Source organism: Bacillus tequilensis KCTC 13622 (assembly GCF_000507145.1).
In the GTDB taxonomy this organism is placed as follows: domain Bacteria; phylum Bacillota; class Bacilli; order Bacillales; family Bacillaceae; genus Bacillus; species Bacillus tequilensis.
This window is the reverse complement of the sequence record NZ_AYTO01000007.1, coordinates 245,995-268,751: the sequence shown is the minus strand read 5'-3', so window position 1 is coordinate 268,751 and position 22,757 is coordinate 245,995. Positions and strand designations below refer to the sequence as shown.

Annotated in this window: 22 protein-coding genes and 4 tRNA genes; 19 read left to right on the top strand and 7 right to left on the bottom strand. The window is 44.8% G+C overall.

Annotated features, from left to right (window positions below; all coding sequences use genetic code 11):
- Window positions 1-19: 19 nt before the first annotated feature.
- Entirely contained in the window at window positions 20-1,327 is a 1,308-nt protein-coding gene (locus tag V756_RS0102945; protein WP_024713347.1) for an MFS transporter, read from the bottom strand.
- A gap of 411 nt (window positions 1,328-1,738) precedes the next feature.
- A complete protein-coding gene (locus V756_RS0102940; RefSeq protein WP_024713346.1) occupies window positions 1,739-2,668 on the bottom strand; it encodes a manganese-dependent inorganic pyrophosphatase in 930 nt (309 codons plus the stop codon).
- A 204-nt stretch (window positions 2,669-2,872) separates the two neighbouring features.
- On the opposite strand from V756_RS0102940, the gene hypR reads away from it, so the two are divergent.
- Window positions 2,873-3,250, top strand: a complete 378-nt coding sequence (gene hypR / locus V756_RS0102935) for a transcriptional regulator HypR (RefSeq protein ID WP_024713345.1) — start codon at window positions 2,873-2,875, stop codon at window positions 3,248-3,250.
- Between the two features lie 29 nt (window positions 3,251-3,279).
- Here the strand turns inward: hypR and V756_RS0102930 are convergent, their stop codons facing one another.
- Complete coding sequence (locus V756_RS0102930) at window positions 3,280-3,762, bottom strand: spore coat protein (protein ID WP_024713344.1); 483 nt, start codon at window positions 3,760-3,762, stop codon at window positions 3,280-3,282.
- Between the two features lie 145 nt (window positions 3,763-3,907).
- On the opposite strand from V756_RS0102930, the gene V756_RS0102925 reads away from it, so the two are divergent.
- From V756_RS0102925 to rplI, 4 genes are all read left to right on the top strand, one after another.
- Complete coding sequence (locus V756_RS0102925) at window positions 3,908-4,057, top strand: hypothetical protein (protein WP_024713343.1); 150 nt, start codon at window positions 3,908-3,910, stop codon at window positions 4,055-4,057.
- Between the two features lie 224 nt (window positions 4,058-4,281).
- On the top strand, window positions 4,282-5,211 hold the full coding sequence (locus V756_RS0102920) for a YybS family protein (RefSeq protein ID WP_024713342.1): 930 nt from the start codon (window positions 4,282-4,284) through the stop codon (window positions 5,209-5,211).
- Between the two features lie 37 nt (window positions 5,212-5,248).
- Window positions 5,249-7,228, top strand: a complete 1,980-nt coding sequence (gene gdpP / locus V756_RS0102915; protein ID WP_024713341.1) for a cyclic-di-AMP phosphodiesterase GdpP — start codon at window positions 5,249-5,251, stop codon at window positions 7,226-7,228.
- Window positions 7,225-7,674, top strand: coding sequence for a 50S ribosomal protein L9 (rplI, locus tag V756_RS0102910; RefSeq protein ID WP_024713340.1), 450 nt, complete (start codon window positions 7,225-7,227; stop codon window positions 7,672-7,674). The genes gdpP and rplI overlap by 4 nt, the downstream gene beginning before the upstream one ends.
- Window positions 7,675-7,731: 57 nt before the next feature.
- Here the strand turns inward: rplI and V756_RS0102905 are convergent, their stop codons facing one another.
- Window positions 7,732-8,934 carry a CynX/NimT family MFS transporter gene (locus V756_RS0102905; RefSeq protein ID WP_024713339.1) on the bottom strand — a complete coding sequence of 401 codons (1,203 nt, stop codon included), beginning with the start codon at window positions 8,932-8,934 and terminating at the stop codon, window positions 7,732-7,734.
- Window positions 8,935-9,006: 72 nt separating this feature from the next.
- Window positions 9,007-9,150, bottom strand: a complete 144-nt coding sequence (locus tag V756_RS01000000121755; RefSeq protein ID WP_032681630.1) for a YycC family protein — start codon at window positions 9,148-9,150, stop codon at window positions 9,007-9,009.
- A 120-nt stretch (window positions 9,151-9,270) separates the two neighbouring features.
- Between V756_RS01000000121755 and V756_RS0102895 the strand changes: the two genes are divergently transcribed.
- A complete protein-coding gene (locus V756_RS0102895) occupies window positions 9,271-9,474 on the top strand; it encodes a hypothetical protein (protein WP_024713338.1) in 204 nt (67 codons plus the stop codon).
- Window positions 9,475-9,519: 45 nt separating this feature from the next.
- Here V756_RS0102895 and V756_RS0102890 read toward each other — a convergent pair whose 3' ends face one another.
- Complete coding sequence (locus tag V756_RS0102890; RefSeq protein ID WP_024713337.1) at window positions 9,520-9,720, bottom strand: DUF2188 domain-containing protein; 201 nt, start codon at window positions 9,718-9,720, stop codon at window positions 9,520-9,522.
- Between the two features lie 169 nt (window positions 9,721-9,889).
- On the opposite strand from V756_RS0102890, the gene dnaB reads away from it, so the two are divergent.
- From dnaB to htrC, 13 genes are all read left to right on the top strand, one after another.
- Window positions 9,890-11,254 (top strand): replicative DNA helicase, encoded by a 1,365-nt coding sequence (gene dnaB, locus V756_RS0102885; protein ID WP_003226923.1) that lies wholly within the window; start codon window positions 9,890-9,892, stop codon window positions 11,252-11,254.
- A gap of 117 nt (window positions 11,255-11,371) precedes the next feature.
- A complete protein-coding gene (locus V756_RS0102880; protein ID WP_024713336.1) occupies window positions 11,372-11,791 on the top strand; it encodes a VOC family protein in 420 nt (139 codons plus the stop codon).
- Between the two features lie 205 nt (window positions 11,792-11,996).
- On the top strand, window positions 11,997-13,289 hold the full coding sequence (purA, locus tag V756_RS0102875; protein WP_024713335.1) for an adenylosuccinate synthase: 1,293 nt from the start codon (window positions 11,997-11,999) through the stop codon (window positions 13,287-13,289).
- Between the two features lie 222 nt (window positions 13,290-13,511).
- Window positions 13,512-13,587: transfer RNA gene (locus V756_RS0102870), tRNA-Lys, on the top strand.
- Window positions 13,588-13,596: 9 nt separating this feature from the next.
- A tRNA-Glu gene (locus tag V756_RS0102865) sits at window positions 13,597-13,668 on the top strand.
- Window positions 13,669-13,750: 82 nt separating this feature from the next.
- Window positions 13,751-13,827, top strand: a tRNA-Asp gene (locus V756_RS0102860).
- Window positions 13,828-13,862: 35 nt separating this feature from the next.
- Window positions 13,863-13,935 (top strand) — tRNA-Phe (locus tag V756_RS0102855).
- Window positions 13,936-14,321: 386 nt separating this feature from the next.
- On the top strand, window positions 14,322-15,029 hold the full coding sequence (walR, locus tag V756_RS0102840; protein ID WP_024713334.1) for a cell wall metabolism DNA-binding response regulator WalR: 708 nt from the start codon (window positions 14,322-14,324) through the stop codon (window positions 15,027-15,029).
- A gap of 7 nt (window positions 15,030-15,036) precedes the next feature.
- A complete protein-coding gene (walK, locus tag V756_RS0102835; RefSeq protein WP_024713333.1) occupies window positions 15,037-16,872 on the top strand; it encodes a cell wall metabolism sensor histidine kinase WalK in 1,836 nt (611 codons plus the stop codon).
- Window positions 16,862-18,226 carry a WalRK two-component regulatory system regulator WalH gene (gene walH / locus V756_RS0102830; protein ID WP_024713332.1) on the top strand — a complete coding sequence of 455 codons (1,365 nt, stop codon included), beginning with the start codon at window positions 16,862-16,864 and terminating at the stop codon, window positions 18,224-18,226. The genes walK and walH overlap by 11 nt, the downstream gene beginning before the upstream one ends.
- Entirely contained in the window at window positions 18,213-19,055 is an 843-nt protein-coding gene (gene walI / locus V756_RS0102825) for a WalRK two-component regulatory system regulator WalI (protein WP_024713331.1), read from the top strand. Before walH ends, walI begins: the two co-directional genes overlap by 14 nt.
- Window positions 19,056-19,074: 19 nt before the next feature.
- Window positions 19,075-19,869: an exodeoxyribonuclease YycJ gene (locus tag V756_RS0102820; protein ID WP_024713330.1), complete on the top strand. Its 795-nt coding sequence runs from the start codon at window positions 19,075-19,077 to the stop codon at window positions 19,867-19,869.
- An 81-nt stretch (window positions 19,870-19,950) separates the two neighbouring features.
- Window positions 19,951-21,150, top strand: a complete 1,200-nt coding sequence (gene htrC / locus V756_RS0102815; protein WP_032681626.1) for a serine protease HtrC — start codon at window positions 19,951-19,953, stop codon at window positions 21,148-21,150.
- Between the two features lie 221 nt (window positions 21,151-21,371).
- Here htrC and rocR read toward each other — a convergent pair whose 3' ends face one another.
- A complete protein-coding gene (gene rocR, locus V756_RS0102810; RefSeq protein WP_024713328.1) occupies window positions 21,372-22,757 on the bottom strand; it encodes an arginine utilization regulatory protein RocR in 1,386 nt (461 codons plus the stop codon).

Genomic DNA, 22,757 nt, shown 5'->3' with positions numbered 1-22,757 from the left:
GGCAGCTCTTTTTCAAGTTCTATAGCTTAATCCGTTTGACTTCCCCCAATACAAACACGTAAAAAACCAATCCGAGCAGCAGCACAAAACCGGCTACCAGAAAGCTGAGTGTAAAGGAGCCTGTCATATCAAATAAATACCCCGTCAGTGAAGCGGCAATAATGCCTCCGAACAGGTTGTTTGCCAGGTTTACCATGGAACTCAGCATGGACACGGAACCGATCGGCGCCAGCTCTGCGGAGATGGACCAGCCGACTGGAGCGGTTGCGGAAATACCGGCGAGGCCGATTGAAATACAGATAATCGCAACGGTGATATTATTCGTCAGAATGGAGCCTAAAAAGAAAAAGCCAAAGCTCATTCCGACAATGATCACGGTTCGGTACACCTTGGTGTTGGAATAGCCTTTCTTAATAAAGTAATCAACGAGCCAGCCGCCGACCGCGATTCCGGAAATGGTTGAGATCAGCCATGGCACGGCTGTAAATAAACCGGACGACATGAGATCCATTCCATATGTATGTTTAAAGAAAGTCGGAAGCCAGGTCAGCAGCAGGTTGAATGTATAGCCGTATCCTGTAAATCCGATCATTAAGCCCCATACTTTCCGGTTGGTGAAAAGCTTCTTTAAAAGCGGCCCTGTTTTGTAAGGGATTTGCTCTGTTGTGATCGCATTGTGCTTTTGAATATAGTTTAGTTCGCTTTTGGAAATGCGTTTATGCCGTTCAGGCTGCTCATAATACTGCCAGAAAAAGATCGTAAACAGCACATTGATGCATCCAATCGTCAAAAAAGCGACACGCCAATCAAAAGTGGTGACAAGAAAGGCGACCAATGGCGCACCGAGCACGTTTGAAAACTTGGCGGCTGAGTCAAACAGTGAGTTTGCCAATCCCCGCTCACTTGGAGGAAACCATTGAGCGGTTGCCTTAGAGGCGGCAGGGAACGCTGAGGCGCTCGACAGTCCAATGAGAAAACGGAACAGATACAACAGTAATTTCCCTTGCAAAAAAGCAAGAAGAATGGTTAAAAAGCTCCATATTGTCATTCCGACCCTCGTGACCCAGGCCACGCCAAACCGATCCAGCAAACTTCCGACTGGCAGCTGCATCACTGTATAGGAATACGTGTAAATGGAAAACACGATGCCCAGTTCGGTTGCTGTAAGGTGAAACGAATCTTGTATCGCAGGGGCGGCCACTGAGATGGCGACACGGTCAAAATAATTAAGAACAATAATGCCGCTGAGTAATGAAGAGATGTACCATCTCGTATGTCCAGGCCGTTTCACCCGCTCTTGACTCATAATGAAAACCTCCTCTTTTATAGCATGATCTCCTGATGGAAATACCATTCAAATTTTACATACCACAGTGTACTTTAGCGTAAACGGAAGGCAGGAATCTGACCGGGAAAGCACGATGTTTTAGAACAAAAGGGATACTCCAAAGGGGAGCAGCTTTCACAGTAAAGTTGTCATTACGGCACAAGATGCCCTCGGCTTTGCTGGCAATGTAAATTTAGCGAGACCTTTGCCAAATCGGTGGCGTTTTTTCGTTTTTATCAAACGATGCCTAAGCTGAAAAAGTGGGTGAAGCGTGAATTTGTGAGGAAAAGGCATTACTTGAAGAGTGGGGGCAGTCAGGCCTTGTTCAAAACACAAAGCTTACTGATGTGATGGGACAGATTGAAAAGCGGAGTGAATAAGAAAAAGCATCCCTGTGCGGGATGCTTTTTCTTATTCAGCCATTGCGTCTGTCAGGACAGGAACGACTTGTTTTTTACGAGAAACAACACCTTTTAAGAGGGCTGTGTTGTTTTCTAATGTAACGTTGAATGCTTTTTCCACTTTCGCTGCTTCGTTGCCGATTGCAAGGGCAAGTGAATCATTTTCTAAAATGTCTGTGATGACAAGAAGGAACAGGTCTAGGTTCTTCTTAGCCACAACGTTAGAAATCGCAGCTTCTAATTCAGCTTGGCGTTTTTTTACATCTTCAATGTCTACTGTATTCACTTGTGCGATTTCCACTTTTTTGCTGCCGAGTGTGAATTCCTTCGCATCAAGAGAAATCAGCTCTTCCACTGTTTTTTTGCTTAAATCAGCGCCAGCCTTCAGCATGTTCAAGCCGTACTCTTCAGCATTTACGCCTGCGATTTCAGCAAGCTCTTTTGCTGCCGCTACGTCTTGGTCTGTGCAAGTTGGAGATTTGAATAACAGTGAGTCTGAAATGATTGCAGACAGCATTAGGCCAGCAATTTCTTTCTCGATTTTCACATTATTTTCTTTGTACATTTTGTTTAAGATTGTAGCCGTACAGCCTACAGGCTCAGCACGGTAATAGAGCGGCTCAGCTGTTTCAAAGTTAGCGATGCGGTGGTGGTCGATTACTTCAAGAACCTGAACATCTTCAATGTCCTTGATGCTCTGCTGGCGTTCGTTATGGTCAACGAGGATAACGCCGTTTACTTCGTTTGCAGCTGTTTCAACAAGACGCGGGCTTTCTTGTTTGAAATAGTCAAGCGCGTATTGTGTTTCGCCGTTGACTTGTCCAAGACGGACCGGCTCAGCATTGAAGCCGAGTTTGTTTTTCAAATCAGCATAAGCAATCGCAGAACAAATCGTATCTGTGTCTGGGTTTTGGTGTCCGAAAATAAGTATCTTTTCCATGATAGCTCCTTATCTTTTTTAAGTAGTTTAATCTTTATATAGTTTAACACGTCTTGCTGCGGGTGTAATCATACAAACCCTTAAAAATTGATGTGAATAAGAAGCATTTTCTTTGAGCTGAGGAGAAAAGGTGTGTAAAATATTGGCTAGCTTAGTTGCGAAATGTGATGTAGTATCAAAAAAGGTACTATTGGAGGGGTAAGCATGAGTGGAAAAAACAATATATACCCGAATAAAGAAGGCTGTCCAGTTGAATTTACACTAGACGTCATTGGCGGAAAGTGGAAAGGAATTCTTTTTTATCACATGATAGATGGCAAGAAACGATTTAATGAGTTTCGCCGAATCTGCCCGAGTATCACCCAAAGAATGCTCACTCTTCAGCTGCGGGAGCTGGAAGCGGACGGCATCGTGCATCGTGAGGTTTACCACCAGGTGCCGCCAAAGGTTGAGTACTCTCTGACGGAATTTGGGCGAACGCTTGAACCGATTGTGTTGCAAATGAAAGAATGGGGAGAATCCAACAGAGATGTCCTGGAATCTTATCGTTCGAGCGGCTTGCTGAAGGATCAGCAAAAATAGCAGCAAAGGGAATTCCTTTGCTGCTTGTTTTATTGCATTGAAAGGGCTCTGTTGGCATTTCTGACATCATTTCTTAGCAGTTCAGAAAGGTTGTATGCTGGATAGTATCCATGCTCATACATGTATTGGAAAATTTGTGCGTGCCACCTGATCGCTGCATTCAGCTGTTTGACCAGCACGTTTCGTAATTGAGGTGTCGCTGTTTCTGTAATTGCAATGGCATAGCTGCGGACTGATGTTTTGGCAAATCCGAGCAAATCGCCGCTGTAAAATGGGTTATCCGCGCGTTCTTCTTCCTCATCATCTCTGTGCGGCGCCTGAGGAAAGAATGGAAGAAGCTCCCTTAGATTTTGTTCAATGGCTTGAATGGACACACCGTAAAGGTTTCTGAGCTGAGGGTCTCTTACTTCCCGAATCATTTTCTTCAGCTTTATCAGTCCATTTGATTGAAAAGCAACCAGCTCGTGCATTTCTAATGTTTCATGCCAAGCCAATGTTCTGCGTTCATCCATGTAGCAATTCTCCTTTAACAATCAGATTCCTTATCAGCATATGCCCAACGCTCAATGTTGTTCATGATGTTTTGAAGTTTTTAAAAAGGGAAATTCATCTTATATAGGATACGGGTTGAGAACATGTAAAAAGAGGTGAAGCATGATGTGGGATATGATAAAGAACTTTTTCTTGTTTAGCAGCGGTGTACTGCAAGCAACAACCCTTTTATTGGTCATCTTAGTCTTTATGTATGTCAGAAAAACAAAAAAGAAAAACAAGGAATCTTCTGGCTTTATGGATGATAAACATTAATGGTGATAGGCATTCTTTTCAAAGAATGTCTTTTCATTTGTAATGTTTCACATGAAACATCAGCGTTATTTTACTTGCGATTTGGACTTATGTTAAAATATTAAAGTGAAATGTAGAGATGATATAAAAACATTCGGTGCAAAGTAGTTGCAGCGATGAAAAAAGAGCAGTCGTTTATGCTGCTCTTTTCTATTCGTATGTTCGGGATGATACGAGGTGAATAAGTGAAACAAACGAGAGCATTAATGGAAGGCGCGATTTTAATTAGTTTGTTTGCAATCATTGTGCTTTTGGTCGTTTATGTTCCTTTGGTTGGAACAATTCTGTTATTTGCACTGCCGCTTCCCATGATCCTATATACGATCAGGCATGGATTGAAGTTAGGGATATGGATGGGCACTGTCAGTCTTCCAGTTGTTTTTATTGTCGGGTCCTTTAACGGACTCATTGTCGCTTTTATGTCAGCCTGCGCTGGTATTGCCATGGGGCACTACTTCAAAAAGAAAGAACCCGGGCACGCTGTAATATCGGGCGCTCTTATTTATATGCTTTGTATGGTCTTCTATATTGTGATAAGCATTCAGTTTTTGGGTACCAATATCATTGATGAAGCGATGACACAATCTCGACAATCTCTTGATATTGTAGAAACTGTTGGGAAGCAGACGGGCAATGCTGGACAGTTTGAGAAGCAATTGAAACTGATGAAAGAACAATTGGGTACCGCTCAATATCTTTTTCCAACAGCTATTGTGGTGTTAGGAGCTGTTTTTTCTTTCCTCAGTTATCTTGTCGCTAAGCCGCTCATAAGGCGATTTTCCCCCGATATTCCTAATCTAAAGCCTTTTAGAGAGTTGAAGTTTCCGCAAAGCGTTGCAGTGCTGTATGTAATGATTGTCATGCTATCATTTTTGCCTTTAGAAAAAGGTCAAATGCTGTACTCTATCGCTTTAAACGGGGAGTTTATACTTGGGTTTCTGATTTTTATCCAAGGTGTATCATTTATCTTTTTCTATTGCCATAAGAAACAATATCCAAAGGCTGCGGCTGTCATTGCAGTTATTCTTGGATTTGTGGATCCGATGTTTATGGCGGCCATTCGCATTTTAGGCGTTTTAGATATGGGCTTTCAAATAAGGAATAAGGTGAAGTGAACATGAGGTTTTACTCACATGGTGGGGAGTGATAGAAATGCCAAGCTTTTATGAAAAACCGCTGTTTAGGTATCCCATCTATGCATTGATTGCTCTGTCAATCATTACTATCCTCATCAGCTTTTATTTTAACTGGATATTAGGAACCGTCGAAGTGCTGCTGCTCGCAGTTATTTTGTTTTTTATTAAACGCGCTGATTCTCTTATTCGACAAGAGATTGATGCTTATATTTCTACGTTATCCTACAGGTTGAAAAAAGTCGGTGAAGAGGCATTGATGGAAATGCCGATCGGCATCATGCTTTTTAATGACCAATATTATATAGAATGGGCAAATCCGTTTCTTTCTTCTTGCTTTAATGAAAGCACATTAGTGGGGAGATCACTTTACGATACTTGTGAGTCGGTTGTGCCGCTCATCAAACAAGAGGTGGAGTCGGAAACGGTTTCTTTGAATGACCGCAAGTTTAAGGTTGTCATCAAACGAGATGAGCGTCTGCTGTATTTCTTTGATGTAACGGAACAAACTCAGATTGAAAAGCTATATGAAAACGAAAGAACCGTGCTGGCGTACATATTCCTTGATAACTATGATGATGTGACACAAGGACTGGATGATCAGACAAGAAGCACGATGAACAGCCAGGTGACATCTTTGCTGAACGCTTGGGCGCAGGAGTACGGGATCTTCCTGAAAAGAACGTCTTCAGAACGATTTATCGCGGTGCTTAATGAACACATCTTAACTGAACTCGAAAATTCGAAGTTTTCGATTCTTGATGAGGTGCGGGAAAAAACCTCATTTGACGGTGTAGCGCTGACGTTAAGTATCGGTGTCGGGGCTTCAGTCTCCTCGCTGAAAGAACTTGGCGATTTGGCGCAATCCAGCTTGGACTTGGCACTGGGGCGCGGCGGCGACCAAGTAGCCATTAAGCTGCCGAACGGCAAGGTGAAGTTTTACGGCGGTAAAACAAATCCGATGGAGAAACGAACAAGGGTGCGGGCCCGCGTCATTTCTCATGCCTTAAAGGAAATCGTCTCCGAAAGCAGCAATGTGATTATCATGGGGCATAAATTCCCCGACATGGATTCTATCGGCGCGGCGATCGGAATTTTAAAGGTGGCGCAGGCAAATAACAAAGATGGTTTTATCGTGATTGATCCCAATCAAATCGGATCAAGTGTGCAGCGTTTAATCGAGGAAATCAAAAAATACGAAGAGCTGTGGTCAAGGTTTATTACGCCTGAAGAAGCGATGGAAATTTCCAATGATGACACGCTGCTTGTGATCGTTGATACACATAAGCCATCACTGGTCATGGAGGAACGGCTGGTCAATAAAATTGAGCATATCGTGGTCATCGACCATCACCGCAGGGGTGAGGAGTTTATCAGAGACCCGCTGCTCGTTTATATGGAGCCGTACGCTTCTTCTACAGCAGAATTGGTGACAGAACTGCTTGAATACCAGCCAAAACGCTTAAAAATCAATATGATTGAAGCAACAGCCCTATTAGCTGGTATAATAGTCGATACAAAGAGCTTTTCTCTCCGCACGGGCTCGCGGACTTTCGATGCGGCTTCTTATTTAAGGGCAAAAGGCGCCGACACGGTGCTTGTGCAGAAGTTCCTGAAAGAAACCGTTGATTCCTATATTAAACGGGCGAAGCTGATCCAGCATACGGCCCTCTATAAAGAGAACATTGCGATTGCCTCTCTTCCTGAAAATGAGGAGGAATACTTCGATCAGGTACTGATTGCGCAGGCGGCTGATTCGCTGCTTTCGATGAGTGAGGTTGAGGCTTCATTTGCGGTGGCGAGGCGGGATGAACAAACCGTTTGTATCAGTGCGCGGTCACTTGGCGAGGTAAATGTTCAGATCATCATGGAGGCGCTGGAAGGCGGAGGACATTTAACAAATGCGGCGACTCAGTTGTCCGGCATTTCAGTAACGGAAGCGCTGGAACGGCTGAAGAACGCCATAGATGAGTATTTTGAGGGAGGCGTACAGAGATGAAGGTTATTTTCTTGAAAGATGTAAAAGGCAAAGGAAAAAAAGGCGAAGTCAAAAACGTAGCAGACGGTTACGCGCATAATTTTCTGATTAAAAAAGGCCTCGCGGTTGAAGCGAACCCGACAAACATCAGCGCATTGAACGGACAAAAGCAGAAAGAGAAAAAAGAAGCGATTGCCGAGCTTGAGCAGGCAAAGAGCTTAAAAGAGACATTAGAAAAACTGACGGTTGAGCTCAGTGCGAAATCAGGTGAAGGCGGCCGTTTATTCGGTTCTGTGACAAGCAAGCAAATTACTGAACAGCTCCAAAAAGACCATAACATAAAAGTAGATAAGCGGAAGCTTGACCTGCCAGACGGCATTCGCGCGTTAGGGTATACAAACGTGCCTGTGAAGCTGCATCCTGAGGTTCAGGCTGTGTTGAAGGTACACGTGAAAGAAGAAGATTAATAGAAAAGAGGCTTGGATCAATCCAAGCCTCTTTTTTATTTCACGAGATCAAGAGTTTTATGCTGACTGTTTTTGTTTCTCTTTCTGAAAAATGTATTGATCCCTTCCGGCTCCCACTCCGGCTGCTCCCATGCCGATTAAGGCCGCAATAAGGAGAATAATCGGCATTGTCCATGAATGTGTTTGGTCAAAGAGATAGCCGACAAAGATGGGTCCGACGGCTGCAAGCAGGTAGCCGAATGACTGAGACATGCCTGACAGCGCTGCGGCCTGTTGGGCATTTTCACTGCGGAGACCAATCAACGTAAGCGCCAGACTAATACTGGAGCCTTGTCCGACACCGATGATGATCATCCAGATGGCGAGCTGGATATGGCTGCCGCCCGCCAGCAATCCGCACAGCCCGATGAGATAAACGGCGGTCAGTCCCGCAGCAATCCCGCGCTGGTGTTTCATGCGATCGGCTAAAACAGGTGTCAGAAAAGTGAAAGGCAGACTTGCAAATTGCATCAGTGATACCTTCCATCCGGCTGTAGACGTATCCATGCCGTGCGAACGGAGAATTTCAGGAAACCAGGCAATGCTGCTGTAAAATAAAAATGATTGCAGTCCCATAAAGATGGTGACATGCCATGCCGTTTTGGAAGCCCAAATGGAACTGGTTTGAAGCTTCACCGCATTGTTTGCCGTATCCCGGTGTCGCAGCTGAGGTATCCAGATCAGCAATGCAAGTAATGCCAGCCCGCCCCATAAGAGAAAGGCCTGCTTCCATCCGCCTCCCATTTGTGCCGCCAGAGGTACGCTGATACCTGATGCTAAAGCCGCGAATATACACATTGAGGTCGTATATAAGCTGATCATGATTCCTGATTTTTCAGGGTATTTATGCTTGATTAAGCTTGGAAGCAGAACGTTTCCGATGGCAATGCCGATACCGATTAAAGCCGTTCCGGCAAATAAGGCCCAAGTTAAACCGGCAGAACGAAGCAAAATCCCGATCAATAACATCAGAAGGCCGAGCCATAATGTCCGTTCATTTCCAAGCCGCTGTCCAAACTTTGGCGCGAGCAGAGAAAGAACCGCAAACGAAAGCAGCGGCAGCGCAGTTAAAAATCCGGCTGTCCCATTAGACATATGCAGGTCTGCCCTGATAGAGCTGATGACCGGACCAACTGAAGTGATCGCCGGTCTCAAGTTAAAGGCGATAAAGATAATGCCGGTGATCAGCCAAAAAGATTGGATATTTTTATGTTTTGGCAAAGCAGTTACTCCTTTTTTCTAACATATACTAAATATAATTCGTTAAGATGTAGGCAAGTATGCGAACGAATGCTACGATTGTTTTTCTTCTTTCTGCAATTCAGCCAATTTGGCAATCAGAATATGCTGAGGCATATGCATGATCTGTTCAAGCGGCAGGTTCAAGGACTCTGCAAGCTTTTGGGCAGTTTCAGCAGAAATTTGCAAAGGTCTCACAAATGATCCCTCCTCTCTTCAGTCCATTGTACAAGAATCACATACGAAACGTAAGAAGATGTCACAAAGGAATGGAGCAATCCATAAATACCAGTTATAAAAGAGGAAAGGAGGGTTTTTATGCAGGCACCGTTGTCATTATTAAAACAAATGCTGAATGAACACCAAAAAGTCATTGAGAAAGCTGACACCTTTGAAGAATATATGGCGGTGAGGCTAAGACTTCAGGAGCTGATGGGGAAATTTGCTTCGTTTGAGGAGTGGGATCTGTATCAAAAAGCGGCGGACCTGATGATGCACACAGGCTTCCAGTGGATGAAATAAGCCGATCCATGAAAAAAACCCCCGCTGCAGCGAAGGGGTTTTTCATTAGAATGAGTGCTCTTCTTCCACATTGTTAAACTGATCATAAATCACAAGCTTTGACGGACTGTTGTCTTTTGCCACCTGTTTGGCTTTTTCAATTGCGGCGTCTTTAGATGTATACAAAGCTGTCGGCGCCACATTCTCCACCGTAATAAACCAGCCGTCTGCATCAACATTGGGTGTAACCGCATATTCTTTCCTCATTTTTTATACCTCCCTCACGTTTTATTCCATTTTTCCCGCCTTGTTACTGTCCGAAACGAATCAATCGGCTAGCTGAAAAAAATAGGAAACCGACATTTTTTCTATTTTTTTTCTGTAGAAATGGTAGAATGGAATTTGGAGATTTTTTAATGAGAGGACGGTGCTTAGCATGACAGACCTTTTGAATGATCGGCTTCCCCCGCAAAATATAGAAGCCGAACAAGCCGTGTTAGGCGCTATTTTTTTACAGCCGTCTGCTTTAACACTGGCTTCAGAAGTATTGATTCCAGATGATTTCTATAGAATGTCCCACCAAAAAATCTATAATGCGATGCTGGTGCTCGGTGACCGCGGTGAACCGGTTGATCTGGTTACGGTAACGTCAGAGCTTGCGAACACAGACCTGCTGGAAGAAGTGGGCGGCATATCGTATCTGACAGATATCGCAAACTCGGTGCCGACAGCGGCTAACATAGAATATTACGCGAAAATTGTTGAGGAAAAATCGATTCTTCGCAGGTTAATCAGAACAGCGACAACCATTGCTCAAGACGGGTATACCCGTGAGGATGAGGTCGAGGATTTACTCAGTGAAGCGGAAAAAACGATTATGGAAGTAGCGCAGCGCAAAAATACGAGCGCCTTCCAAAATATTAAGGACGTCCTAGTTCAGACCTATGACAATATCGAACAGCTTCACAATCGAAAAGGCGATATTACGGGAATTCCGACAGGGTTTACTGAGCTTGACCGGATGACTGCGGGGTTCCAGCGCAATGACTTAATCATTGTGGCTGCCCGTCCGTCAGTGGGGAAAACAGCCTTTGCCCTGAACATCGCACAAAATGTGGCGACCAAGACCGACGAGAGCGTAGCGATTTTCAGTCTTGAGATGGGGGCAGAGCAGCTCGTCATGCGTATGCTCTGTGCTGAAGGAAACATTAATGCCCAAAATCTTCGTACCGGTAACTTGACGGAAGAGGATTGGGGCAAGCTGACGATGGCGATGGGAAGCCTGTCGAACAGCGGGATTTACATCGATGATACACCGGGTATCCGCGTGAGTGAAATCCGTGCCAAATGCCGCCGTTTGAAGCAGGAAAGCGGACTTGGCATGATTTTGATCGACTATCTGCAATTGATTCAGGGAAGCGGGCGTTCAAAGGACAACCGACAGCAGGAAGTATCAGAAATTTCCCGTGAACTCAAGTCGATCGCCAGGGAGCTGCAAGTTCCTGTTATCGCGCTTTCTCAGCTCTCTCGGGGCGTTGAGCAGCGTCAGGATAAACGTCCGATGATGTCTGATATCCGGGAATCAGGAAGTATCGAGCAGGATGCTGATATTGTCGCGTTCCTTTACCGTGATGACTACTATGACAAAGAAACCGAGAATAAAAACATTATCGAAATCATTATTGCCAAACAGCGTAACGGCCCGGTAGGAACCGTGTCTCTTGCGTTCGTAAAAGAATATAACAAATTCGTCAACCTGGAACGGCGTTTTGATGACGCAGGTGTTCCGCCCGGCGCATAAACCCCAAGAGCTGATCTTGGGGTTTTTTTCGTTCATCAGATGGAAGAAATACCGTCCCCTCAGCCGATGTGGATTTGGAAACGTTTTAATAAAATAAAGAAAAAAGGAGATGGTAACATGGGAAATCGGTTTTCATCTTTTCACGCAGCGCAAATACGGATTGCGCGTCCTACAGGCCAGCTTCAAGAGATCGTTCGGTTCTATGAAGAGGGGCTGGGCTTGAAACGAATAGGAGAATTTTCGCAGCATAACGGATATGACGGTGTGATGTTCGGCCTTCCACATGCCGATTATCATTTGGAATTCACCCAGTATGAGGGGGAAAGCACTGCTCCCGTCCCCCATCCTGACAGCCTCCTTGTCTTTTATGTTCCGGATGCAGATGAACTGACAGCGATCACTTCAAAGCTGAAGCACATGGGCTATCAAGAGGTTGAACCAGAGAATCCTTACTGGAGCCATGGCGGCGTGACGATAGAGGATCCGGACGGCTGGCGAGTCGTTTTTATGAATACAAAAGGGCTGTCCGGCAAATGATTCTTTTTTGTGCTAAAGGACAAAAGTTTCACAAGCTTTTTATGAAAAATCAGTGAGAAAACGCTTATAAAACGAATGAAAGCGAACGAATATAGATTTACAATAATTTAATGTTCGGATTTACAATTGACTTTCTGTTTCTTCACTGATAAACTTGATTTGTTTGAATAGAATCGTTTTGAAAGGTTAACGGAGGTGCACGGACATGTCTTCAGTAGTTGTAGTAGGTACGCAATGGGGCGATGAAGGAAAAGGCAAAATTACAGATTTCCTTTCAGAAAATGCAGAAGTGATCGCCCGTTATCAAGGCGGAAATAACGCAGGACATACAATCAAGTTTGACGGAGTCACATACAAGCTTCACTTAATTCCATCTGGAATTTTCTACAAGGATAAAACGTGTGTGATCGGAAACGGAATGGTAGTAGATCCGAAAGCATTGGTCACAGAGCTTGCGTATCTTCATGAGCGCAACGTCAGTACAGACAACCTGAGAATCAGCAACAGAGCTCACGTGATTCTGCCGTATCATTTGAAATTGGATGAAGTGGAAGAAGAGCGAAAAGGGGCTAACAAGATCGGCACAACGAAAAAAGGAATCGGCCCTGCTTACATGGATAAAGCAGCCCGCATCGGAATTCGCATCGCGGATCTGTTAGACCGTGACGCGTTTGCGGAGAAGCTTGAACGCAACCTTGAAGAAAAAAACCGTCTGCTTGAGAAAATGTACGAGACAGAAGGGTTTAAAATTGAGGATATTTTAGACGAATATTATGAGTACGGCCAGCAGATTAAAAAGTACGTCTGCGATACATCTGTTGTCTTAAATGATGCTCTTGATGAAGGGCGCCGTGTGTTGTTTGAAGGCGCGCAAGGGGTTATGCTTGATATCGACCAGGGAACATACCCATTTGTCACATCGTCCAACCCGGTTGCCGGCGGTGTCACGATCGGTTCTGGTGTCGGTCCGACCAAAATTCAGCACGTTGTCGGTGTATCAAAAGCATATACGACTCGTGTCGGTGACGGTCCTTTCCCGACTGAGCTGAAAGATGAAATCGGTGATCAAATCCGTGAAGTCGGACGCGAGTATGGAACAACAACAGGCCGTCCGCGCCGTGTCGGCTGGTTTGACAGCGTCGTAGTCCGCCACGCCCGCCGTGTGAGCGGAATTACGGACCTTTCTCTGAACTCAATCGACGTGTTAACAGGAATTGAAACGCTGAAAATCTGTGTGGCGTACCGCTACAAAGGTGAAATCATTGAAGAATTCCCGGCAAGCCTTAAAGCACTTGCTGAATGTGAGCCGGTATATGAAGAAATGCCGGGCTGGACGGAAGATATTACAGGCGCGAAAAGCTTGAGCGAGCTTCCGGAAAACGCGCGCCACTATCTTGAACGCGTGTCTCAGCTGACAGGCATTCCGCTTTCTATTTTCTCTGTCGGCCCAGACCGTTCACAGACAAATGTTCTTCGCAGCGTGTACCGTGCGAACTAAATAGATTTTGCTTGAAAGCCCCTCACTCAGGGGCCTTTTTTGTTTGAAAGCCGCATATAAGTTGGCTTGAGAAAAAAATATGAAAAAAAACCAAAAAAGTTATTGCCACTTCTATTTGTTCGTGATATTATAAATCTCGTTGTTACGGAAACTGCTTCAATAGAGTACAAGATGAGAATATTTTCTAAGTCGTTTGCTCTATAGAAACTCCGACATCTTTAAGAGCCATTAGCTCAGTTGGTAGAGCATCTGACTTTTAATCAGAGGGTCGAAGGTTCGAGTCCTTCATGGCTCACCATTTCGTGAAGGCCCGTTGGTCAAGCGGTTAAGACACCGCCCTTTCACGGCGGTAACACGGGTTCGAATCCCGTACGGGTCATTGATTTACTTTAGCGTTATTGCTAAATTCCTTATTTGTCTGTGAGAGCTGACACGACAGCTCTCCAGGCAAATTACTGTAAGGTCCGGTAGTTCAGTTGGTTAGAATGCCTGCCTGTCACGCAGGAGGTCGCGGGTTCGAGTCCCGTCCGGACCGCCATTTTACTTTACTCAGTAGAGAAAAATAAAATATTTGGCTCGGTAGCTCAGTTGGTAGAGCAACGGACTGAAAATCCGTGTGTCGGCGGTTCGATTCCGTCCCGAGCCACTTACCAAACGCATCTGCAATCGTAGGTGCGTTTTTTCTTTTGGGAAAAAGGCAAACATGAGGAGTGTTATAATAGAAGAAAAAGGGAGAACCGGCCCTGCGGCCGGCTCTAAAGAAGAAGACGTCTTTGATAAAGACGCACTCCGGTGAGGGGAGGTTTCAGTAAAGTTATCAATTTTTAAAAAAAGGTGACCAGCATGACAAAAGATAAACAATTGGCGGATAAAGGTGAAACATGTGTATTTTTTCTAAACCTTTATTTTTTTTATCTTTTGACCTTAAACCGTTATAATAGACAAGTGCCCATTCTTTACATGGGCCATAAGTGATGAAACGATTGTTATATAGATGAAATGAAGTTATTTGGCAGGAGGAAAATCAAAATGATGGATAAAAAGATCCTTGTAGTAGATGATGAAAAACCGATTGCAGATATATTGGAATTTAACTTAAGAAAAGAAGGCTATGAAGTGCACTGTGCCTACGATGGAAATGAAGCCGTTGAAATGGTAGAAGAGCTTCAGCCTGATTTAATTCTTTTAGATATTATGCTTCCTAATAGAGACGGCGTTGAAGTATGCCGTGAAGTCAGAAAGAAATACGATATGCCGATCATTATGCTGACGGCGAAGGATTCAGAAATTGACAAGGTCATCGGGCTTGAAATCGGTGCTGATGACTATGTCACAAAACCATTCAGCACACGCGAGCTCCTGGCACGTGTAAAAGCGAACCTGCGCCGCCAGCTGACAACAGCGCCTGCGGAGGAAGAGCCGTCCTCTAACGATATTCATATCGGCTCTCTCGTCATCTTCCCTGACGCGTACGTCGTATCAAAACGAGATGAAACAATCGAATTGACTCATCGTGAGTTCGAATTGCTTCATTATTTAGCAAAACATATCGGACAAGTGATGACCCGTGAACATTTGCTTCAAACCGTTTGGGGCTATGATTACTTCGGCGATGTCAGAACGGTTGACGTAACAGTCCGCCGGCTTCGTGAAAAAATCGAGGACAATCCGAGCCATCCGAATTGGATTGTCACACGCCGCGGCGTCGGTTATTACTTGAGAAACCCAGAACAGGACTAATGCCCCTATGAATAAGGTTGGTTTTTTTCGCTCGATCCAATTTAAGATTACCTTGATTTATGTGCTTTTGATTATCATTGCCATGCAAATCATTGGTGTGTATTTTGTCAATCAGGTAGAGAAATCGCTGATTAACTCTTATGAACAATCGCTTAATCAGCGAATCGACAACCTTTCTTACTATATCGAACAAGAATATAAAAGCGATAATGACAACTCTGTCATCAAGGATGACGTCAGCCGTATTTTGAATGACTTCACGAAAAGTGATGAAGTGCGGGAAATTAGTTTTGTAGATAAAAGCTATGAAGTGGTCGGTTCTTCGAAGCCGTACGGCGAAGAAGTGGCAGGGAAACAAACGACCGATCTGATCTTTAAAAGAATTTTTTCTACTAAACAATCGTATTTAAGAAAGTACTATGACCCGAAAAGCAAAATCAGAGTTCTCATTTCCGCGAAGCCCGTCATGACTGAAAACCAAGAGGTTGTCGGCGCGATCTATGTTGTCGCCAGTATGGAAGATGTCTTTAATCAAATGAAGACGATCAACACGATTCTGGCGTCCGGCACTGGTTTGGCACTCGTTTTGACGGCTCTTCTCGGTATTTTTCTGGCAAGGACCATTACCCATCCGCTTTCGGATATGAGAAAGCAGGCGATGGAGCTTGCGAAAGGGAATTTCTCGAGGAAGGTTAAAAAGTACGGGCATGATGAAATTGGTCAGCTCGCCACTACGTTTAATCACTTAACGAGAGAGCTTGAAGATGCCCAGGCGATGACGGAAGGAGAACGCAGAAAGCTTGCCTCTGTTATTGCCTATATGACAGACGGCGTTATCGCCACAAACCGAAACGGAGCGATTATTCTCTTAAACAGTCCGGCACTGGAGCTGTTGAACGTTTCACGTGAAACAGCCTTAGAAATGCCGATTACGAGCTTGCTGGGGCTTCAAGAGAATTATACGTTTGAAGATTTAGTGGAGCAGCAGGATTCGATGCTGCTTGAAATTGAGCGCGATGATCAATTAACGGTGCTTCGCGTGAATTTCTCTGTGATTCAAAGGGAGCATGGCAAAATTGATGGTTTAATCGCTGTCATTTACGATGTAACCGAACAGGAGAAAATAGATCAGGAACGCAGAGAATTCGTCGCGAACGTATCACACGAGCTGCGCACGCCGCTCACGACAATGCGCAGTTATTTAGAGGCGTTAGCTGAAGGGGCGTGGGAAAATAAAGACATTGCTCCGCGCTTCTTAATGGTGACGCAAAATGAAACCGAGCGTATGATCCGGCTTGTCAATGACCTGCTTCAGCTTTCGAAATTTGACAGCAAGGATTATCAATTTAACCGGGAATGGATTCAGATTGTCCGGTTTATGTCGCTTATTATTGACCGTTTCGAAATGACAAAAGAACAGCATGTGGAATTTATCCGTAATCTGCCGGACAGAGAGCTGTATGTCGAGATTGACCAGGATAAAATTACCCAAGTGCTCGATAATATTATTTCCAACGCTCTAAAATACTCACCGGAAGGCGGACATGTCACGTTCTCCATTGATGTTAACGAAGAGGAAGAACTCCTTTACATCAGCGTCAAGGATGAAGGGATCGGCATTCCGAAAAAAGATGTCGAAAAGGTTTTTGACCGTTTCTATAGGGTGGATAAAGCAAGAACGAGAAAGCTCGGCGGCACCGGTCTGGGACTGGCGATTGCAAAAGAAATGGTTCAGGCGCACGGCGGAGATATTTGGGCGGACAGCATAGAAGGAAAAGGCACGACGATTACATTTACTCTTCCATATAAAGAGGAACAAGAGGATGATTGGGATGAAGCGTGAAAATATAAAAACGGTATTACTAACGGTACTTGTCATCATCAGTCTTGTGTTTACATGGGGGATATGGACGTTCCAGCCAAACTTCTCTGAAAGCTCTTCATCAACAGAGTCTACGGTGCGTGAGAAACATAAAATCGAAAAAACCACCCAAAAGCTGTCTGAAACGGTAAGGCCGAGGGACATGTTTATCCATGATGACGGCGCTCATTATAAAGTGGATAACGATCTCTATGAAGAAGTGTGGTCTGACTTGCCGAACTGGGATGTAAAAGGCATTAAGGATATTTCAGATCAGTATGACAAGACTGGATTCAAGAGCTGGTTTTATGGAATAGGCAGTTCTGAAGCGAAGCTTGATTTGCAATTCAATGACACGATTCCAATTGATGTTTTCCAAACGCTTTTTAAATGGTCCAATCAGTCGTTTGAGTACAGTTCGTTTGATCATATACTGATTCCATTTAATGAAACGAAAGCGAACAAGAAGATCTATTTGGTGTCTTTCAGCAAACAGCTCATTCTGGAAGTGACCGTTGAATCGGCGAACTACAGGAACATCATGAATGACTTGCGAAACAGCCAGTCAAACATGCCGGCGTTCAGTTTGTTCTCTATCGGCTCAAAGAAAGAGTTTTTGCTGTCGAACAAACCGCTTACGATGAACAAGAAAGAATTTGTCACAGAATCGATTAAAACAAACACCTTTAAGCAGGCGTTGTTCAGCGATCCGAGCATTGTAAGGGAAGATTCCAATTACAACAACAGAAATGTGCTGACAGATGGGATCAGCCGTTTAGATGTGAATCTAAGCCAGCGTCAGGTGCAATTCCAGCAGCGCAATTTAGTGCAGAGCTCATCTTATCAAACAGGTGAATTAATCAAAAAGAGCCAAAAATACCTTGAGGATACGGGAAGCTGGACGGATCACTATCAATTTTTCAATATCGATGACAGTCAGCAGCTGAGTTTCTATATCTTTATGGATCAGATGCCGGTCATTAACAGCACTGCCAAACCGTTCGGAGCCACATCGGCGATTATGGTTCAATGGGCGAACGATGATATTCTCAGCTATAAGCGGCCGAATTACAGTCTCGGAACGAATCCGATCAAAACAAGCGAGACAGAGCTGATGAGCGGCAGCGAAGTGAAGATGCTGCTTTCTAAACAAACCAAATACGATACGGACAAGATTGATCAGATCTTCCTTGCTTATCAATTGGTGTCAACATCAACTAATGATGATCCTCTCGTTGAACTAGAACCGGTTTGGGCGATGAAAATAAATGGGAAAATTGTGCCGATCACAAAGGATTTATTAATGAAGGAGGGGGCAAACAGTGGAGTGGAATAAGACAAAATCAATCTTCATCGTTGCCTTCCTCATTTTAGATATTTTCTTAGGATATCAGTTTTTTCAAAAATGGCAGGCTACCAGCAAAGAATATGAGGTCATTAAAAATGATGTCGAGCATGATATGAAGGCCGACCATATCACGTATGAAGCCTTGAATAAGGAAGCAACAGAAGGCTATCGGATCACAGCAAATCAAAAGGCCTTCACCAAGGAAGACATTGAGGCGCTGAAGGATCAAAAACCTTTGATGGACATGCCTAGTGATGACCATAAAGTAACGAACCTCAAAATGAAGTTCACAAATCCGATCGCCCTATCAAAGAAAAATATAGAGGACGATGCTCAGGCACTTGTGTCTTCGAACATCCAAGACGGCGAAAAATATAAGCTTTGGAAGGTTGATAAATCGAAGAAAGAGATTATTTTCTTCCAAACGTATGAAGGCAATTATATTTACCAGAAGACCGACAACTCCTCTAATATGATCGGGCAAGTGGTGCTGCACGTAAACGATAAAAACGAGGCTGTGTCGTATGACCAAACGACGCTTGAGACCTTCAAGCAAATTCAGAAAGAAAGCTTAATTACGGAAATGGATGCGGTTGAGCTATTGTACTATCAAAACCAGCTAAAAGAATACTGCACGATAAAGAGCGTCAAATTTGGCTACGTCGCGCAATATCCGCTGACAAGTACGCAGGTGCTGGCGCCGGTATGGAGAGTTACGGTCGAGTACGATAAAAAAGTGAACGGCGAGAAAAAGACAGTGCAAGAGTATTTTACTGTGAATGCTTTGGAAAGTACGATTTTAGATACAGATCAATGAAAATAATGGAGTGAGACACATGGGCTTGCAATTTAGCGTACTTGCGAGCGGGAGTACGGGAAATGCGTTTTACCTCGAAACAGAGGATCACGCATTTTTAGTGGACGCCGGTTTGAGCGGGAAAGCCATGGATGGGCTGATGGCGCAGATCGGGCGTAAACTGGATCAGGTAGACGGCATTTTTGTCACGCATGAGCATAGTGACCATATCAAGGGGCTCGGCGTGGTCGCCAGAAAGTACAAGCTTCCGATCTATGCGAATGAGAAAACATGGAAAGCGATGGAGAATCAGATCGGCAAAATAGACACCGATCAAAAGTTTGTGTTTCCGATGGAGACGGTCAAGTCGTTCGGCGGACTTGATGTCGAATCGTTCGGCGTTTCCCACGACGCGGCGCAGCCGATGTTTTATGTGTTCCATTATAATGGCCGAAAGCTCGCATTAATGACAGATACGGGATACGTCAGCGATCGGATGAAAGGGATTATCCGCTCAGCGAATGTGTTTGTGTTTGAAAGCAATCACGATGTCGGCATGCTGCAAATGGGAAGATATCCATGGAGCATTAAGCGGCGGATTTTAAGTGACGTCGGGCACGTTTCAAATGAAGATGCCGCCTTGGCGATGACAGATGTCATTGGCGACGAGACGTCACGTATTTACCTTGCGCATTTGAGCCAGGACAACAACATGAAGGAGCTGGCGAGAATGTCTGTACAGCAGACATTGGCGTCTAAAGGATTTGTGACGGGTGAGACATTTGAGTTGTATGACACCGATCCGAAGAAGGCTACTCCGCTTTGCGCTGTATAATTTTTCTATATAAATGATGACTATTATAGGAGCTTCTAACCCACAATATAACCATATTAACGTTCTTGGAAAGGATGGAATATGGTGGATTACGATCGTGAGGAAGAACATACTGCTCCTGAACAGCCAAAAAGAAGCAAAAAAGGATATTTTCTTTCTAGTCTGATTGGTGTGATTGTCGGTGCCATATTAATGGCGTTTATCATGCCGTATCTTTCAAATGAAGGGTTAGATACGGGCGCCCTGGATCAGCGGCAGAACAATGGCCGGGAATCAATCCGGACGGTGAATGTCAGTGTCAATAATGCAGTCACCAAGATTGTCAGCAATGTCTCGCCGGCCGTTGTCGGGGTTGTGAACATCCAAAAAACAGATATTTGGGGAGAGAGCGGCGAGGCTGGGAGCGGCTCCGGCGTCATTTATAAGAAAAATGACAACTCCGCTTATGTCGTGACCAACCATCATGTCATTGAGGGTGCTTCGCAAATTGAAATCAGCCTGAAAGACGGCTCACGTGTATCGGCTAAACTTGTCGGCAGCGACCAGCTGATGGATCTTGCCGTTTTACGTGTGAAAAGCGACAAGATAAAAGCCGTCGCAGACTTTGGAAATTCAGATAAAGTCAAATCCGGTGAGCCGGTTATCGCAATCGGGAACCCGTTAGGCCTTGAGTTTGCGGGCTCTGTCACACAAGGCGTCATCTCGGGTACGGAGAGGGCAATTCCGGTCGATTCGAACGACGATGGACAGCCTGACTGGAATGCAGAGGTTCTCCAAACAGATGCGGCCATTAACCCTGGAAACAGCGGCGGCGCTTTGTTAAATTTGGACGGGAAAGTCATTGGCATCAATTCAATGAAAATTGCCGAGTCGGCGGTTGAAGGAATTGGCCTGTCGATTCCTTCAAAGCTTGTAATCCCTGTGATAGAGGATTTAGAGAAATACGGCAAAGTCAAACGCCCGTTCCTTGGCATTGAGATGAAATCGCTAAGCGACATTGCAAGCTATCATTGGGATGAAACATTGAAGCTTCCTAAGAATGTCACCAATGGAGCGGTTGTGATGGGTGTAGACGCCTTTTCACCTGCCGGAAAAGCAGGGCTGAAAGAACTGGATGTCATCACGGAGTTTGACGGGCACAAAGTAAGTGATATTGTTGACCTGCGGAAACGGCTTTATCAGAAAAAAGTCGGTGACCGGGTGAAGGTGAAGTTTTACCGCGGCGGAAAAGAAAAATCCGCTACCATCAAGCTGTCCTCCGCAGACCAGTTAGGAAGTTAACAAAAACAGTCTGGCACCGTTGCCAGACTGTTTTTTTATGCAAAAAACTGAACGAGGGTCATGCGCATTCATGTTGAAAAGGATATATCGAATATGAAGAAAAATAAAAGATGAGTGTTACACGTGAAACAGCAGGAAATGGCTGCTGTTAGGCATGGCTGCTGGCTGTGGTGGTAATAATGTACAGGCAGATTCCATCTTCCTTCGCCGGAATAGGGCTGCTACTCGGCCGGCGGGTGAAAAAATTTCTTCAGCCGATATTGAAGGCTTTGTCTGCTGATGCCAAGCTCCTGAGCGGTTTTCGAGATGTTATGGCTGTGTTTTCTTAACACATTCTCAATCACATATTTTTCGAAACTCTCCATTTTTTCTTTTAAGTCCGGGGCTGGCTGGTGTCCTGGTGCTTCCGGCTCTGGGATGTCAGCCGGCTTGATTTTCATGCGATATTGATAGGGCAGGTGGGAAGCTGTAATCGTTTGCTCGTCCGTCATGAAATTCATGGCGCCTTCGATCGTATGCTCAAGCTCACGTATATTTCCCGGCCAGTCGTAGGATAGGAAAAATTGCTTCACGTCTTCGCTGATGTGTTCGACATTCATTTGAAACAGATGGTTATTTTTCTGGATAAACTCGGACGCGAGAAGCAAAATGTCTTCCTTTCGCTCCCGTAGCGGCGGGATGATCAGTGTCACGACGCTCAGCCTGTAATACAAGTCTTTCCGCATCCGTTCGCCCGCAATCGCATCAATCGGGTCTTCGTTCATCGTCGCAATAATCCGCACGTCAATCGGTGTATCTTTTGTCGAACCGATGCGCCTGATTTTCCGTTCTTGAAGGGCGCGCAGCAGCTTCGCCTGAAGGCTGAGGTTCAGCGAGTTGATTTCATCTAACAGCAGTGTGCCGCCATGGGCTTGTTCGAACAGGCCTGGCTGGTCAACAGCGCCGGTAAACGCGCCTTTTTTCGTTCCGAACAATATGCTTTCCACAAGGCTGTCTGGCAGCGCCGCGCAGTTTTGCGAGATAAACGGGCCGCCTGAGCGGTCGCTGCCATTATGAATACTTTGTGCGAACAGCTCTTTTCCTGTGCCGGTTTCGCCTGCGAGAAGCACAGACGATGACGTACGGGTTGCCCGCTTGGCGTTTTCGATGACATCTTGAATGATCGGGCTGGTGCCGAGAATGCTGTCAAACGTATAGGTTGTGCTGCCTTTTTTGTTCATATTTTCTCTGATCAGCCGTTCGAGCTTGGTCACATCCTTGGCAATTTCAACAGCGCCTCTGATTTTGCCGTTTTGGACGATGGGATATGTATGATTGACCGTCGTAATTTCCTGGCCTTTATTATTGAAGTAGCTCTGCTTCACATTTTTAATCGTTTTGCCTTCCTGAAGGGCCTGTACCAGGGTGCTGTCCTGCTGTTTAGAAAACATAAACACATCCATCAGGTTTTTATTCAGGACGTCATGCTTCTCCATATCTTCAATATGCATCATTTTATTGTTATAAACGATCGTGTTTCCATGCTCGTCTACCACGTGCAGGCCAACATCGATTTCGTCTAAAATGCTCTGAAAAACCAATGTGAGGAATTCGCTGTCCTTGATCAC

What these genes read in the sequence shown, in the direction of transcription:
- V756_RS0102890 (WP_024713337.1), bottom strand. Translation starts at nt 9,720, where the DNA reads ATGAGGAAAGAATATGCGGTTACACCCAATGTTGATGCAGACGGCTGG.
- rplI (WP_024713340.1), top strand. Translation starts at nt 7,225, where the DNA reads ATGAAGGTTATTTTCTTGAAAGATGTAAAAGGCAAAGGAAAAAAAGGC.
- V756_RS0102925 (WP_024713343.1), top strand. Translation starts at nt 3,908, where the DNA reads ATGTGGGATATGATAAAGAACTTTTTCTTGTTTAGCAGCGGTGTACTG.
- hypR (WP_024713345.1), top strand. Translation starts at nt 2,873, where the DNA reads ATGAGTGGAAAAAACAATATATACCCGAATAAAGAAGGCTGTCCAGTT.
- walH (WP_024713332.1), top strand. Translation starts at nt 16,862, where the DNA reads ATGAAGCGTGAAAATATAAAAACGGTATTACTAACGGTACTTGTCATC.
- walK (WP_024713333.1), top strand. Translation starts at nt 15,037, where the DNA reads ATGAATAAGGTTGGTTTTTTTCGCTCGATCCAATTTAAGATTACCTTG.
- V756_RS0102820 (WP_024713330.1), top strand. Translation starts at nt 19,075, where the DNA reads ATGGGCTTGCAATTTAGCGTACTTGCGAGCGGGAGTACGGGAAATGCG.
- dnaB (WP_003226923.1), top strand. Translation starts at nt 9,890, where the DNA reads ATGACAGACCTTTTGAATGATCGGCTTCCCCCGCAAAATATAGAAGCC.
- purA (WP_024713335.1), top strand. Translation starts at nt 11,997, where the DNA reads ATGTCTTCAGTAGTTGTAGTAGGTACGCAATGGGGCGATGAAGGAAAA.
- gdpP (WP_024713341.1), top strand. Translation starts at nt 5,249, where the DNA reads ATGCCAAGCTTTTATGAAAAACCGCTGTTTAGGTATCCCATCTATGCA.
- V756_RS0102880 (WP_024713336.1), top strand. Translation starts at nt 11,372, where the DNA reads ATGGGAAATCGGTTTTCATCTTTTCACGCAGCGCAAATACGGATTGCG.
- htrC (WP_032681626.1), top strand. Translation starts at nt 19,951, where the DNA reads ATGGTGGATTACGATCGTGAGGAAGAACATACTGCTCCTGAACAGCCA.
- V756_RS0102930 (WP_024713344.1), bottom strand. Translation starts at nt 3,762, where the DNA reads ATGGATGAACGCAGAACATTGGCTTGGCATGAAACATTAGAAATGCAC.
- V756_RS0102895 (WP_024713338.1), top strand. Translation starts at nt 9,271, where the DNA reads ATGCAGGCACCGTTGTCATTATTAAAACAAATGCTGAATGAACACCAA.
- walR (WP_024713334.1), top strand. Translation starts at nt 14,322, where the DNA reads ATGGATAAAAAGATCCTTGTAGTAGATGATGAAAAACCGATTGCAGAT.
- V756_RS0102940 (WP_024713346.1), bottom strand. Translation starts at nt 2,668, where the DNA reads ATGGAAAAGATACTTATTTTCGGACACCAAAACCCAGACACAGATACG.